Origin of the sequence: Kitasatospora sp. NPDC091276 (assembly GCF_040684355.1) — a bacterium.
GTDB lineage: Bacteria > Actinomycetota > Actinomycetes > Streptomycetales > Streptomycetaceae > Kitasatospora.
Genome location: NZ_JBFBFU010000014.1, coordinates 79,036 through 93,762 on the forward strand (window position 1 = coordinate 79,036; position 14,727 = coordinate 93,762).

At 72.9% G+C, this 14,727-nt stretch carries 12 protein-coding genes; 5 read left to right on the forward strand and 7 right to left on the reverse strand.

Annotated elements, in window-relative coordinates; all coding sequences use genetic code 11:
• Window positions 1–314: 314 nt before the first annotated feature.
• Window positions 315–1,208 carry an IclR family transcriptional regulator gene (locus AB0O19_RS19340; RefSeq protein ID WP_079136066.1) on the reverse strand — a complete coding sequence of 298 codons (894 nt, stop codon included), beginning with the start codon at window positions 1,206–1,208 and terminating at the stop codon, window positions 315–317.
• 426 nt (window positions 1,209–1,634) lie between these two features.
• Between AB0O19_RS19340 and AB0O19_RS19345 the strand changes: the two genes are divergently transcribed.
• The 5 genes from AB0O19_RS19345 to AB0O19_RS19365 all read left to right on the forward strand — a co-directional run bounded on the left by AB0O19_RS19345 (window position 1,635) and on the right by AB0O19_RS19365 (window position 8,281).
• Complete coding sequence (locus AB0O19_RS19345; protein ID WP_363585231.1) at window positions 1,635–2,945, forward strand: extracellular solute-binding protein; 1,311 nt, start codon at window positions 1,635–1,637, stop codon at window positions 2,943–2,945.
• Between the two features lie 124 nt (window positions 2,946–3,069).
• Window positions 3,070–4,050, forward strand: a complete 981-nt coding sequence (locus AB0O19_RS19350; RefSeq protein WP_063350256.1) for a sugar ABC transporter permease — start codon at window positions 3,070–3,072, stop codon at window positions 4,048–4,050.
• 101 nt (window positions 4,051–4,151) lie between these two features.
• Window positions 4,152–4,955 (forward strand): carbohydrate ABC transporter permease, encoded by an 804-nt coding sequence (locus tag AB0O19_RS19355; protein WP_063351601.1) that lies wholly within the window; start codon window positions 4,152–4,154, stop codon window positions 4,953–4,955.
• Between the two features lie 263 nt (window positions 4,956–5,218).
• Complete coding sequence (locus AB0O19_RS19360; protein ID WP_363620916.1) at window positions 5,219–7,612, forward strand: excinuclease ABC subunit UvrA; 2,394 nt, start codon at window positions 5,219–5,221, stop codon at window positions 7,610–7,612.
• A gap of 81 nt (window positions 7,613–7,693) precedes the next feature.
• A complete protein-coding gene (locus AB0O19_RS19365; protein WP_363620918.1) occupies window positions 7,694–8,281 on the forward strand; it encodes a hypothetical protein in 588 nt (195 codons plus the stop codon).
• Here AB0O19_RS19365 and AB0O19_RS19370 read toward each other — a convergent pair.
• From AB0O19_RS19370 to AB0O19_RS19395, 6 genes are read right to left on the reverse strand one after another with little or no spacing between them, the layout of a single operon-like run.
• A complete protein-coding gene (locus AB0O19_RS19370; protein WP_363620921.1) occupies window positions 8,278–9,903 on the reverse strand; it encodes an amidohydrolase in 1,626 nt (541 codons plus the stop codon). The genes AB0O19_RS19365 and AB0O19_RS19370 overlap by 4 nt on opposite strands.
• Entirely contained in the window at window positions 9,900–10,754 is an 855-nt protein-coding gene (locus AB0O19_RS19375) for a PaaX family transcriptional regulator C-terminal domain-containing protein (RefSeq protein WP_363620923.1), read from the reverse strand. The genes AB0O19_RS19370 and AB0O19_RS19375 overlap by 4 nt, the downstream gene beginning before the upstream one ends.
• Window positions 10,755–10,807: 53 nt before the next feature.
• A complete protein-coding gene (locus AB0O19_RS19380; RefSeq protein WP_363620925.1) occupies window positions 10,808–11,566 on the reverse strand; it encodes an Asp/Glu racemase in 759 nt (252 codons plus the stop codon).
• Between the two features lie 48 nt (window positions 11,567–11,614).
• Window positions 11,615–12,517 carry a fumarylacetoacetate hydrolase family protein gene (locus tag AB0O19_RS19385; protein WP_363620927.1) on the reverse strand — a complete coding sequence of 301 codons (903 nt, stop codon included), beginning with the start codon at window positions 12,515–12,517 and terminating at the stop codon, window positions 11,615–11,617.
• Between the two features lie 52 nt (window positions 12,518–12,569).
• Entirely contained in the window at window positions 12,570–13,751 is a 1,182-nt protein-coding gene (locus AB0O19_RS19390; protein WP_363620929.1) for a cupin domain-containing protein, read from the reverse strand.
• Window positions 13,748–14,719, reverse strand: coding sequence for a carbon-nitrogen hydrolase family protein (locus tag AB0O19_RS19395; protein ID WP_363620931.1), 972 nt, complete (start codon window positions 14,717–14,719; stop codon window positions 13,748–13,750). Before AB0O19_RS19395 ends, AB0O19_RS19390 begins: the two co-directional genes overlap by 4 nt.
• Window positions 14,720–14,727 lie beyond the last annotated feature (8 nt).

Sequence of the window (14,727 nt, forward strand, 5' to 3'; positions counted from 1 at the left end):
TGATTCCTCGTCAGGCGTCAGTGGTGCTACCAGAGCACGTCCTACTTTCAGTAGGAAGAGTCCGTGCGATCCGGGCCTGGCGCTCCAATTGTCGGATGAGGTCCGGTGCCTTTCTAAAGGTGCCGGGCCTTGTTTGCTTTTGGGGAGGCGATCTCCGTGCTCGGCCGGACGACGACGTCGGTGATCCTCTCCTCCCCGGTGGAGCAGCGGGTCCTGCTGCCCTCGGAATAGCCCCGGCCGGAAGCCCGGAAGCCCGGAAGCCCGGAAGCCCGGAAGCCCGGAAGCCCCGGCCTGGGCCTGGGCGGGGCCGGGGCTCAGGACGGTTGGCGGTCGGAACCGAGTTCGCGGGAGATCCGCAGTCCGGCCTGGGCGACGACGGGGCCGAGGGCGCGGACGCGGGCGGCGGTCATGCGGGAGGTCAGGCCGGAGACCGACAGGGCGGCGGTGACCTCGCCGGCGTGGTCGAAGATCGGTGCGGCGACGCAACGGACCTCGGGTTCGTTCTCGCGGTCGTCGATGGAGTAGCCGCGGGCGCGGATCCGGGCGAGGTCGGCGCGCAGCCGGGTCTCGTCGGAGATGGTCCAGGCGGTGACCGGGCGCAGGCCCGCGGCGACGACCTCGGTGACGGCCTCGTCGGGCAGCCAGGCGAGGATGGCCTTTCCGGTGGCGGTGCAGTAGGCGGGGGCGCGGCTGCCGACGCGGGAGGCCATGCGGACGTTGGTCTCGTCCTCGACCTTGTCCAGGTAGACGATTCCGGGGGCCTGCCAGACGGTCAGGTGGACGGTCTCGCCGGCCTCGCGCTGGAGTCGGCGCAGGTGTTCGGCGGCGACGCTGCGCAGGTCGAGGGTGGAGAGGTAGGCCTGGCCGAGGCGCAGTGAGCCGTGGCCGAGCCGGAACCAGCCGGTCTCGCGGTCGCGGTCGAGGAGGTGCTCGTCGAGCAGCGGGCCCGCGAGCCGCAGCACGGTGCTCTTGTTGAGGCCGAGCGCTTCGGCGAGTTGGGCGAGCGGGACGCCGCGCCCGTCGCTGTGGTCGCGGACGTGGCCGAGGACGGCGAGCGCGCGGCGCAGCGAGGACGACTGGTTGCGCTCGGTCGCGGGTTTGCGCCCGGCGGCCGCGCCCGAGGGCCGTTCGGCCGCAGCGCCGGTGGGTCTGTCGGCCGCCGTGCCCGCGGGCCGCTCGGTCTCCGCGTCGGGCCCCGTCTCCGTCATGGGTGGTCCGTCCCTGTCTCGTTCCGCTGTCGAGTGCCACTGCCGTGTACTGCAGCCGTGTGCTGCTGCCGCGTGCTGCCGGTGTTCCCCCCGCTCGACGGCGGCGGTTGTCAGAAGGTACCCGTTCGCGTCCGCAACGCCGCTTCTTCGACACAACGTTGTGCAGTGCAAAACTTCCCGAACCCCCTCTTGTTGGCGCCGATCGCCCGCGCTTAACGTCCCTGCCATCGAGCAGGCGACGCCGCCCCACCCGAACGGTCCGCCCTGCCGTACCCCCGTACCGGCCTGCCCGGGACGCCCCCCAACGCGTCCGGGCCGTCCTCCACCCACACCCACCATCGGCCCCGGTCAGGGCCTGCTTCGACGTACCCGTCCCCAGCGGCGCACGTCTCGGCGGCAACTGTCGGGAGGGGAGGTTCTCCACCCATGCGACTCATCAGACGGACTGCCGCGGCCGCCGTGCTCGCCGCCAGCTGCCTCGCCGCGACCGCCTGCGCGCCGGGCACCGCCGCGCCGGCCGGCGACAAGGCGGCCGACGACCGGACCGGCACCCTCCAGGTCTGGCTGTACAACGAGGCGGGCAACGCGGCCAAGGAGGCCGTGGTCGGCAAGGCGGTGAGCGAGTTCCAGGCCTCCCACCAGGGCGTCACCGTCAAGGTCAGCTACATCGACACCGACGCCTCCGCCCGCGCGGCCAAGATGAAGGGCGCCTTCAACGACCCGGGCAGCGCCCCGGACCTGGTCGAGTTCGGCAACACCGACCTCCCCGGCTACGTCGCGGCCGGTGGCCTCGCCGAGATCGGCGCCGACCTCGACAAGTGGCAGGACAAGGGCGACCTCGACCCGGCGATCGTCAAGACCGCCGTGGTGGACGGCAAGACGTACGGCCTGCCCTGGTGGGTCGCCGTGCGCGCGCTCTACTACCGCAGCGACCTGTTCACCGAGGCCGGGCTGACCCCGCCGACCTCGTACGCCGAACTTGTCACCGCCACCCAGAAGATCCACGCCGCGAACCCGGACACCTTCGGCATCGCCGTCGGCGGCAAGTACACCTTCGGGGCGCTGCCGTTCGTCTGGGACGCGGGCGGCGACATCGCCGCCAAGGACGGTTCCGCGTACAAGGCGGCCATCAACTCGCCCGCCTCGCAGGCCGGGATCAAGCGCTACACCGATCTCTTCGGCGCCGACGGCTGCCCCGCCCAGCAGTGCGCCGACCTCACCGGCGGCAAGACCGTCGACCTGTTCGCGGCCGGCAAGTCGGCGATGGCGATCCTGCCCAACTCCAGCCGCAGCAAGGTCGACGGGGGCCCGGTGAAGGGCAAGTACGGCGTGGTGCCGCTGCCCGGGGAGAAGGCCGGCTCGATCGCCCCGGCGTTCGCGGGCGGCAACAACCTCGGCGTGATGAAGGCGGCCAAGCACCGCACGCTCGCCCTCGAATTCGCCGAACTGCTGGCGGGCCCGGCGTACCAGGAGCAGATGTACGACGCGATGGGCAACCTGCCGACGCTCAAGTCCGTCAGCGGCAAGGTCGCCGCCAAGGACGCCTTCCTGAAGCCGTTCACCGACACCATCGCGGCCGGCACCAGGTTCGTCCCGCTCGACCAGGCGTGGGCGCAGATCGACGCCCAGGCGGTGATCCCGACCATGCTGCAGCAGGTGGTCACCGGCAAGGCGGACGTGGCGAAGGCCTCGGGCGACGCCGCGAACCAGATCACCTCGGCCTTCGCCGCGCACTGACGGCGGCCGCGCACCCGCCTCCGACCCCGGCCCCGCCTCCAACCCCCGTACCAACCCCTGGTTCCGTACCACCTCCTGGTCCCGCACCGACCTCCTGGTCCGCGGAAGAGAGCAGGTCCCGCACGTGTCCGCATCCACCACGACCGCCCCGACGGCGCCGCCTTCCCCGCGCGGGCGCCGTGGGGGCACGGCGCCGGCCGCACCCTCGGGCGGCCGGCGCCGCCGGCCCCCGCTGCTGCTGCTCCTGCCGGCCGCGGTCATCCTGATCCCGCTGGTCGCCTACCCGATCTACCAGCTGGGCCTGCTGTCCGTGCTGGACTTCGGGCAGGCCCAGGCCTCCGGGGGCGCCCCGACCTCCTTCGTCGGCTTCGGCAACTACTCGAAGATCCTGAGCGACGGCCAGTTCTGGTCGGTGCTGCTGCAGACGGTCGGTTTCGCCGCGTTCTGCGTGGTCGCCACCCTGGCCGTCGGCGCGACCCTCGCCGTCCTGCTGACCAAGGTCGGGCGGTGGCCCCGGCTGGTGCTGACCACCGCCGCGATGGCGGCCTGGGCGGCTCCGGCGATGACCGGTTCGACGGTGTGGAGCTTCCTGTTCGACACCAACCTCGGCCTGGTCAACCACACGCTGGTGAAGCTCGGGCTCACCGGCTTCCACGAGTTCAACTGGTTCTACGACAAGTGGACGGCGTTCCTGATCGTCGGCGCCGTCGTGGTGTGGCACTCCTTCCCCTTCGTGATGGTCACCCTCTACGCGGGGATCCGGGCGATCCCGGAGGAGATCATGGAGGCCGCCGCCCTGGACGGCGCCAACACCTGGACGACCTTCCGCCGGATCACCGCGCCGATGCTGCGGCCGATCCTGACCATCGTGGTGATCCAGTCGGTGATCTGGGACTTCAAGGTCTTCACCCAGATCTACGTGATGACCGAGGGCGGCGGCATCGCCGGCCAGAACCTGGTGCTCAACGTGTACGCGTACCAGAAGGCGTTCGCCTCCTCGCAGTACGGGCTCGGCGCGGCGATCGGCGTGATCATGCTGCTGATCCTGGTGATCCCGACGGTCCTCTACATCCGCACCCTGCGACGGACGGGGAACGAACTGTGAGCGCCCTGAACCCCGTCCGGGACTCCCGGACCGGCACCACCCGGAGCCGCACCACCCGCAACACCCGCGGCCGTTGGCGGCTCGCCGCCAACACCGGCGCGATCGTGCTGGCCGTGGTCACCGCCTTCCCGATCTTCTGGATGGTGCTGTCCGCGTTCAAGCCCAAGGGCGAGGTGCGGTCGCTGGACCCGAAGCCGTGGACGGCGCACCCCACGCTGGAGAGCTTCCGCCAGGTGCTCAGCGTGGACGGCTTCGGCCGGTACTTCGTGAACAGCCTGGTGATCGCGGTGTCGGTGGTGGTGCTCTCGGCCGTCGTGGTGTTCCTGGCGGCGGTGGCCGTGACCAGGTTCCGGTTCAGGTTCCGCACCACCATCATGGTGATGTTCCTGATCGCCCAGATGATCCCGGTCGAGGCGCTCACCATCCCGCTGTTCTTCATGTTCCGCGACGCCGGCCGGTTCGCGCCGGGCATCGGGCTGAACACCCTCGCCTCGCTGATCCTGGTGCAGTTGGCGTTTTCGCTGCCGTTCGGCATCTGGATGATGCGCGGCTTCGTCGCGGCCGTCCCGGTGTCGATCGAGGAGGCCGCGCAGATCGACGGCGCCAGCCGCACCCGCATCCTGTGGCGGATCCTGCTGCCGCTGGTGGCCCCGGGCCTCGCCGCGACCAGCGTGTTCTCCTTCATCGCCGCGTGGAACGACTTCGTCTTCGCGAAGACCTTCATCATCAGCGCCACCCAGAACCAGACCCTGCCGTCCGCGCTGCTGGTCTTCTTCAAGCCGGACGAGAACGACTGGGGCGGCATCATGGCGGCGTCGACGCTGATGACGGTGCCGGTGCTGATCTTCTTCATCGCGGTCCAGCGCAAGCTGGTGTCCGGGCTGGCGGGCGCGGTGAAGGACTGACGCCGGCCGGCGTGGTGAAGGACTGAGGCCGACCGGGGCGGTCGGGCGGGCTCCCCCCGTCCGGCCGCCCTGCGATCGTGCCACGCCGTGCGGCCGGTACCGGACGCCGATCCGCGGGCCCACCGGCGCCGGGCCGTCCTCGGGACGGCGGTTAGGCTTCCGCCATGCCTGGCCGGCACCGGTGGACGGGGCTCCCCTCCCCGGTGCGGCGGCCGACGATCAGCCACCGCGACGGCGGCTCCGCCGCACAGATGGGGAAGACGATGAGCAAGCCCACGAGGACGGCCGCGCAGCCGCCGGCGGCACCCGGTGCCGACAGTCACGACCTGATCCGCGTGCACGGTGCGCGCGAGAACAACCTCAAGGACGTCAGCGTCGAGCTCCCGAAGCGGCGGCTGACGGTGTTCACCGGTGTCTCCGGCTCCGGCAAGAGCTCCCTGGTGTTCGACACGATCGCCGCCGAGTCGCAGCGGCTGATCAACGAGACCTACAGCGCCTTCGTCCAGGGCTTCATGCCGACCCAGGCGCGGCCCGAGGTCGACGTGCTGGAGGGGCTGACCACCGCGATCATCGTCGACCAGCAGCGGATGGGCGCGGACCCCCGCTCCACGGTCGGCACCGCCACCGACGCCAACGCGATGCTGCGGATCCTCTTCAGCCGGCTCGGGCAGCCGCACATCGGCTCGCCCAAGGCGTTCTCCTTCAACGTCCCCTCGATCAGCGGGGCGGGCGCCGTCACCGTCGAACGCGGCGGGAAGACCGTCAAGGAGCGGCGCAGCTTCAGCATCACCGGCGGCATGTGTCCGCGCTGCGAGGGCCGCGGCAGCGTCTCCGACATCGACCTGACCCAGCTCTTCGACGACACCAAGTCGATCTCCGAGGGCGCGATCACCATCCCCGGCTGGAAGACCGACAGCTGGTGGACGGTGGGGATCTACGCGAACTCGGGCTTCCTCGACCCGGACAAGCCGATCCGCAAGTACACCAAGAAGGAGATGCAGGACTTCCTCCACCGCGAGCCGACCAAGGTCAAGGTCAACGGGGTCAACCTCACCTACGAGGGGCTGATCCCGAAGATCCAGAAGTCGATGCTCACCAAGGACCGGGACGCGCTGCAGCCGCACATCCGGGCGTTCGTCGACCGGGCGGTCACCTTCACCGCCTGCCCCGACTGCGGGGGCACCCGGCTCAGCGAGGCGGCCCGGTCGTCGCTGATCGGCGGGACCAGCATCGCCGACGCCTGCGCGATGCAGATCAGCGACCTGGCCGCCTGGGTCCGCGACCTCGACGAGCCGGCCGTGGCGCCGCTGCTCGGGACCCTGCGGCACACCCTCGACTCGTTCGTGGAGATCGGGCTGGGCTACCTCTCGCTCGACCGGCCCTCCGGCACGCTGTCCGGCGGCGAGGCGCAGCGGGTCAAGATGATCCGGCACCTCGGCTCGGCGCTCACCGACGTCACGTACGTCTTCGACGAGCCCACCACCGGCCTGCACCCGCACGACATCCAGCGGATGAACGAACTCCTGCTGCGGCTGCGGGACAAGGGCAACACGGTGCTGGTCGTGGAGCACAAGCCGGAGACCATCGCGATCGCCGACCACGTCGTCGACCTCGGCCCCGGCGCCGGGACGGCGGGCGGCTCGGTCTGCTTCGAGGGCACCGTCGAGGGGCTGCGGTCCAGCGGCACCGTCACCGGCCGCCACTTCGACGACCGGGCCGCCGTCCGCAAGGCGGTGCGCGAGCCGAACGGCACCCTGGAGATCCGCGGCGCGACGGCGAACAACCTGCGCGACGTCGACGTCGACATCCCGCTCGGGGTGCTGACCGTGATCACCGGCGTCGCCGGCTCCGGGAAGAGCTCGCTGGTGCACGGCTCGATCCCCACGGGCGCGGGCGTGGTGTCCGTCGACCAGGGCGCCATCCGCGGCTCCCGGCGCAGCAACCCGGCGACGTACACCGGACTGCTGGAGCCGATCCGCAAGGCCTTCGCGAAGGCCAACGGCGTCAAGCCGGCCCTGTTCAGCGCCAACTCCGAGGGCGCCTGCCCCAACTGCAACGGCGCCGGGGTGGTCTTCACCGACCTGGCGATGATGGCCGGCGTGGCCAGCACCTGCGAGGAGTGCGAGGGCAAGCGCTACCAGGCCTCGGTGCTGGAGTACCACCTCGGCGGCCGCGACATCAGCGAGGTGCTCGCGATGCCGGTGACCGAGGCCGAGGAGTTCTTCGGCACCGGCGAGGCGCGCATCCCGGCCGCGCACCGCATCCTCGCCAACCTCGCCGACGTCGGGCTCGGCTACCTCAGCCTCGGCCAGCCGCTCACCACGCTGTCCGGCGGCGAGCGGCAGCGGCTCAAGCTGGCCACCCACATGGCCGAGAAGGGCGGCGTCTACGTCCTCGACGAGCCGACCACCGGCCTGCACCTCGCCGACGTCGAGCAGTTGCTCGGGCTGCTCGACCGGCTGGTGGACTCCGGCAAGTCGGTCATCGTCATCGAGCACCACCAGGCGGTGATGGCGCACGCCGACTGGATCATCGACCTCGGCCCGGGCGCCGGCCACGACGGCGGCCGGATCGTCTTCGAGGGCACGCCCGCCGACCTGATCGCCGCCCGCTCCACCCTCACCGGCGAGCACCTGGCGGCCTACGTCGGGGGCTGACGGCCCCGGCGGTCGACCCCTTCGGCGGTCGAACCCTTCGGCGGCAGGGCGGTGCCACGCCCCGGGCACTACCCTGCTGCCATGGCGATCCACGGCTTCGGGGCCACCGAGTTCCAGCTCGTGCTGCTGCGCCGGATGGCCGACTTCAACCCGGAACCGGTCGAGCAGGCCGTGCGGCGGCTCGGCGCGACCCGGGCCGCCATGCGGGAGGCGAACAAGCGCTGGCAGGCGATGGTCCGCTCGCCCCGGTTCCCGCGCGGCGCCGACCGCTGCGCCGCCGTCCTCGGCCCGCCGCAGGCGGTGGTGCCGCGCCGGATCGGGGACCTCGCCTGCACCGCGCGGCAGTGGGCGCTGCCGCTCTGGCCGGAGCTGCGCTTCGAGAGCCTGCTCGGTCCGGCGCAGGCAGGGCGGCCGCTGCTGAACGAGTGGCTGGTGCGCGGACCGGACGCCCCGGCGCCCGGGCTGCGCACCCTCGCCGACCTCGCGCCGTGGAGCTGCGTGGTCGCCGACCTGGGCGCCGCGTTCCCGCCCGCCCGGCCGCGCGAGGGCAGCGCGCCGACCCGCTTCCAGCTCGACTTCACCGCCCCGGACGCCGACGGGCGGGCGCGCCGGTGCACCGCCGACTTCACCTGGGGGCTGCTCCAGGAGGTCCGGCCGGACGGTCCTTAGGCCTGGGCCGGGTGGACGGTCCGCCCGCCGACGACCGTGCGCTCGGGCCGCAGCTCGCGCAGCACGTCCACCGGGCAGCTCAGCGGATCGACCGGCCACACCGTCAGATCGGCCAGCGCCCCCGGCCGCAGGCTGCCGCGTTCGGGGCTCTCGCCCATCAGCCGGGCCGCGTGGACGGTGTGCAGCGCGACCGCCTCGGCCCGGTCGACGGCGTGCTCGGGCCCCACCACCCCGGCGGTGGTCCGGCGGGTCGTCATGCCCCACACCGACACCATCGCGCCGTACGGGCCGACCGGGAAGTCCGAGCCGGCGGCCAGCAACGCGCCCTCGTCGAGCCATTCGCGCAGCGGGAAGATCCCGGCGGTCCGCTCCTCGCCCCAGGCCCGCTGCTGGGCGAGCGCGCCGTCGTGCAGCAGCGGGTGCTGCACGGTGACGGGGATGCCGAGCGCGATCGCCCGGGCCCGCTGGTCGGCCCGGGCCAGTCCGCCGTGCTCGACCACCAGCGTGCCGGGCGGCAGGCCGGGGCGCCGGCCGAGCACCTCCTCGAAGACGTCCAGCAGGGTGCGCAGGCCGCGGTCGCCCCAGGCGTGCACGCCGACCCGCCAGCCGCGCCCGACCACCCGGTCGACGGCCGCGACCAGCTCCTTCGGCTCCCAGAGCAGCCGGCCGTGGTAGCAGGGCCGGTCCTGGTACGGCTCCTCCAGCGCGCCGGCCTCGAAGCCGCCGTCGATGCCGAACTTCACCCCCCACAGCCGCAGCAGGTCGTCGTCCTCGCCGGCGGCGCGCCAGGCGTCCATCCGGTCCAGCAGCTCGTCGACCTGCTCGGGGGTGCGGGCGGCGAAGCCGGAGACCAGCGCCCGGACCCGGACGGCGAGCGCGCCGGCGGCCCGGGCCGCGAGCAGCACGTCGAGGTCCTCGACCGGGACGAGGCAGTCGCGGACGGTGCCGATGCCGGTGGCGGCGTAGTCGGCGGAGGCGGCGCGCAGGCCGGCCACCCGTTCGGCGAGCGCGGGGCGCGGCAGCACCCGCTCGACCAGTTCGACCGCCTTGTTGACCAGCCGCCCGGTGAGTCGCCCCCGGTCGTCGCGTTCGAGCAGGCCGCCGGGCGGGTCGGGGGTGTCGGCGGTGATGCCGGCGAGGCGCAGCGCGGCCGAGTTGAGCACCATGTTGTAGGCGCCGCGGCGGACCAGGACGGGGTGGTCGGCGGTGGCCTCGTCCAGTTCCGCGGTGGTGGGCAGCCGCTGCTCGGCGAGCAGCACCTCCTGCCAGTTGACGGTGGTGTGGATCCACTGGCCGGGCGGGGTGCGGGCGGCGCGTTCGCGGATCAGGCCGAGGAACGCGGCGAGGTCGCGCGCCCGGTGGACGGGGACGCCGTGGACGCTGTGGCCGGCCAGGATCAGGTGGGTGTGGGTGTCGTCGAAGGCGGGCAGCACCGTCGCGGCGGGGGCGTCCAGGACCTCGGTGGCCGGTCCGACCAGGTCGTCCAGGCCGTGCGGGTCGGGGGACAGGGCGGTGATCCGTGCCCCGGTGACGGCGATCGCCCGCTGTGGCGGCCGGCCGGGGACGAGGGTGTGGACGGCGGCGGCGCGGACGAGGAGGTCGGCGGGGGCGGGGTCGGTCATCGCGGCTCCTGGTGGGGTGGGGCGCCGGCCGACAGGCCGGTGACCTTCTCGACGTGCCGCAGGCTGGGCTCGGCGAGCAGCGCGTGCAGCTCGGTGAAGACGGCCCGCGCGGCGACGGCGTTCCAGTCGGCGGGCAGCAGCGGTTCGGGCAGGCCCGGGTCCAGGTAGGGCAGCCGGCGCCACTGGGTGAGCATCGGGACGTAGTCGCGGAACGCCTCGACCGGGTCGACCCGCGGCCGGCCGCGCAGTTCGGCGGCGACCGGGCGCCAGGCGTCGTCGAAGGCCGCGTACTGCGCCTCGATCGCCGGGAAGTCCCACCAGCCGGCCACCGCGGTGCGCAGTTCGGCGAAGCCCGCGTACTCGGCGGACAGGAACAGGTGCACGTAGGCGCTCAGCCCGAGGCGCTCCAGCAGCCGCCGGGCGTCCGGCAGCAGCCGGGCGGGCGCCAGCCAGACGCCGGGGGCGGCGTTGCCGAAGCCGAGCCAGCTCAGCCGGGAGCGCAGCTGGTGGCGGTGGGCGCGCTCGGACTCGGGCACCGAGAAGACCGCGACCACCCAGCCGTCGGCGAGTTCGGCGGGCTCCAGGCTGTGGAAGATCCGGCGGTCGCCCTCCTCGAAGACCGGGCCCATCGCCGGGGCGAGCCGGTAGCCGGTGCCGTCGCGGCGCTCCTGGAACAGGGTGCGGGCCTTCTTCAGCCGGGAGATGGCCGAGCGCACCGCCGGGCCGTCGACGTCGAGTTCGGCCATCAGCGCGATCAGGTCGGCGATCGAGATCCAGCCGCCGAGGCGGCGCACGAACTCGCCGTACACGGTGTGGATGAGCGAGCTGGGCCGGGTCGTGCTCTCCGACATGGTGCGCCTCCTCCCCGGCAGCTCGTGGTGATCATAGCGGTGGGAGCCCGGCGTCAGGCCTGGGCGTAGGCGCCGGAGAGCAGGTGCCCGGCGCCGGGGGCGACGGCCGGCAGGCCGAGGGCGCGCAGCAGTTGGTGGGCGGTGCAGATCGCCGCCGAGACGACCGGCTTGCCGAGCTGCTGTTCGGCTTCCTCGACGGCGGACAGCGAGGGCAGCTGCACGCAGGCCGAGAGCACCACCGCGTCGGCCTCGGCGTGGGCGAGACGCCGGGCGATGGCGGGGAGCCGCGCCGGGTCGTGGGCGGCCACGTCGAGGTTGTCGGGGATCTCCAGGGCCGCGTAGTCGAGCACCTCGATGCCCTCGTGGGCCAGGTAGTCGACCACGGTCCGGGCCAGCGGCCGCAGGTACGGGGTGACGAGGGCGACCTTCTTGGCGCCGAGCGTGTGCAGGCCGGTCACCAGGGCGCCCGCGCTGGTGACCACGGGGGCGGGGGAACCGTTCTCGGCGGTGCGCCGGTGCAGGCGCTGTTCGGCCTCGCGGTGGTAGCCGGGGCCGGTGGCCATCACGGCGACCAGGCAGGCGTAGCCGAGCACGTCGACCCGGGCGTCGGAGAGTTCGGCCGCGCAGCGGTCGGACTCGGCGTCCATGGCGCGCAGTTGCTCGGGGGTGACCCTGGTCATCCGCATCCGGCTGGAGTGGAAGGTGAACCGCTCGGGCGCGACCGCCTCGCGGGCCCGCAGCAGGGCGGGGACCTCGGTCTCCATGGTGACGTTGGAGCTGGGGACGATCTGGCCGATCCGGTAGGTGGTCATGGGGTGCTGGGGCTCCTCTCGGGAGCTGGCCGGGGTGGGGTGCTCCGCTCAGCGGGCGTCGACCACCGGGTTGGCGAGGGTGCCGATTCGCTCGATGGTGGCCTCGACCAGGTCGCCGGGCTGGAGGAACTGCGGCGGCACCAGGCCGGCGCCGACGCCGGACGGGGAGCCGGTGGCGATCACGTCGCCCGGTTCGAGGGTGACGCCGGAGGAGATGTCGGCGATCAGGCGGGCGATGCCGAACAGCATGTGGCGGGTGTTGGAGTCCTGCCGCAGTTCGCCGTTGACCCTGAGTGAGAGGTCGAGGTCCTGCGGGTCGGGGATCTCGTCGGCCGTGACCACGACCGGGCCGAACGGCGCGTAGCTGTCCTGCCCTTTGGAGAAGAACCACTGCCCGGAGCGGCGCTGGTCGCGGGCGCTGACGTCGTTGACGATGCTGTAGCCGAAGACGTGCCGCCAGGCGTCCCGCTCGGCCACCCGGAAGGCCGGTTCGCCGATCACCACGGCGAGTTCGCACTCCCAGTCGAGCTGCTTGGTCAGGTCGGCGTTGTGCCGGATGGGCTGGCCCGGGCCGGTGACGGCGGTCGCGGGCTTGCTGAACAGCACCGGCCGGTCGGGCAGTTCGCGATCGGTGTCCAGGGTGCGGTGCGATTCGGCGACGTGCTCCACGTAGTTGAGGCCGACGCCGACGATCTTGCCGGGCCGCAGGGGCGCGCGCAGCGAGACCTCGGCGAGCGGGCGGACGGCGGGGTGGCCGGGCCCGGCGTGGGCCAGCAGCGTGCGGGCGGTGGCCAGCGCGGCCTCGCCGGCCCGGACCAGGTCGAGCAGGCCGTCGGGCAGCCGGGCGCCGGCGGCGGTGGCGAGGGCGGTCAGGTCGGCGACCTGGTCGCCGAGCCGGGCGCCGAGGCGCGGGGTCTCGTCGCCGTCCGCGCAGTAGGTCAACAGGTGCATGGTCGGGGCTCCTCGGGGTTGCCGGGCGGTGGTGGGAGGCGTGTCCGGCGGGTCAGGCCGGGCCCTGGTGCCCGTCGTGCGCCGGGTGGGCCTCCTCGCGGTAGAGGCCGAGCGAGTGCATCACCGGGAAGTCGTTGAAGGAGAACAGGCAGGCGTCCTCGCCGGGGTCGAGGTTCGCGTGCTCGTGCCAGGCCCAGGACGGGACGACGAAGACGTCGCCCTGCTGCCACTCGAAGCGCCGCCCGGCGATCACCGAGACGCCGCGCCCCTTGGCCGCCGTGTAGACCACCGAGCCGGTGTGGCGGTGGGCGCGGGTGGCCTGGCCGGGGCGCAGCAGTTGCAGGTGGGCGGCCATGGTCGGCATCACCGGGCCGCCGGTGACCGGGTTGGTGTACTCCATGATGACGCCGTCGTACGGCGATCCCCCGGTGGCGCGGGCGAGTCGGCACAGCGCGTGGTAGCTCGGCTCCCAGGGCCAGCCGAGCAGGGGGGAGTAGGGCCTGCTCCAGGTCTCGACGCCGTACGGGAGGAGGTTGCCGCCGTAGCTCAGCAGCGAGGAGTTCACCACCGGGCCGGGCCGCTGGTACAGCTCCGGGTGGACCTCGTAGAAGTTCGCGTCGAGCATGTTGACCAGCGGGATGTCCAGGCCGTCCTGCCAGATCACCGGGGCGTCGTCGGACTCGTTGCCGTGCTCGTGCCAGGAGTTGTTGGGCGTGATGGCGAAGTCGCGCGGGCCGACCCTGAGCTTCTGGCCGTCCACGACCGTCCAGGCGCCGGTGCCCTCGTGGACGAAGCGCAGGGCGGCGGCCTGGTGGCGGTGCGCGGTCATCGCTTCGCCGGGGCCCATGATCTGGAGGCCGGTGTACAGCAGGCCGACGGCGGCGCTCAGTTCGCGGCGCCCGGGGTTGACCAGCATCACCACCCGGCGGCCGGCGTCGTCGGCCTTGACCAGCGGCAGCGCCTTGCGGACCAGCGGGCGCAGGTCGGCGTAGCGCCAGAGCACCGGCACCGACTTGGGCTGCGGGTACCAGGGCTCGATCTCGTTCGCCACCGTCCACAGGGCGCCGGCCTCGTGCTCGGCCAGTTCCTCGTAGTAGGCGGTGAGTTCGGGGCTGTCGGTGACCCTGGCGCGGCCGGGCTGGTCGTCGTCGTGGTCGGCCGTGCGCCCCTGGTCGGCGGTGCCGTGGGGGTCGGTGGTGCCGTGGCGGTCGGTCGTGCCGTCGTGGCTGGTCATGCCTGCTCCTCCGGGAACACCAGCGGCCGCAGTGGGCGGTTGTCCACGTGCAGCCGGAAGACGTCGAAGCGGTTGTAGTGGCCGACGATGTCGTGCATCTGCTTGGGCTGGATGCACCGGCCGAGGTCGATCTCGGCGTAGACGATGCCCTCCTCGTCCACCAGCGGCTCGCCCACCGGGCGTCCGTCGGGGCCGAAGACGCCGGACAACGCGCTGCGCGGGCGGGCGAGTTGCTTGCGCACCTGGTGGTCGTCGCCGGCGATCAGGTCCACCATCTCGGGCGAGATGGTGGAGCAGGAGACCACGGTGAACAGCTTGCCCTCGAAGCAGTGCGCGGCGGCGCGCAGCGCGATCGCCTCCGCCATGTCGTAGTCCTCGGGGGCCACCGGCAGGGCGATGTAGCTGGCGGCGTGGACGAGTTCGCCCTGGGCCAGCAGGGTGAAGCGGGCCAGGGTGTTGGTGTTCTCGCCGCAGGCGAGCGCGCCGAGCGGGCCGACGGCCGTGCGGTGCACCCGCAGGGAGCTGCCGTCGCCGGGCGTCCAGGTCAGCTTCTCGGCCCAGGTCGGCACCAACTTGCGGTGCACGGCGAGGAGTTCTCCGTCCGCGCCGATGATCAGCAGGGTGTTGTGGAGCACCCCGAGGCTGTGCCGGCCGCGTTCGTTGACGCCGATCACCAGCACCACGCCGGCCTGCCGGGCGGCGGCGCGCAGCGTGTCGACGTACGGGCCGGGGACGTCGACGGCGGCGCGGTAGAGGCGCTCGTACCAGGGCGAGCCCTGCACCGGGTTCATCGTCCAGTTCCAGTACGGGTAGCCGGGGACGAAGACCTCGGGGAAGACCACCAGGGCGGCGCCGTGGCCGGCCGCCTCGTGGATCAGGGCGACGGCCTTGTCGACGGTGGCGGCCGGGTCCAGGTAGACGGGGGCGGCCTGGACGGCCGCGGCGGTGAAGCGGGGCAGGTCGGGCATGGTTCCTC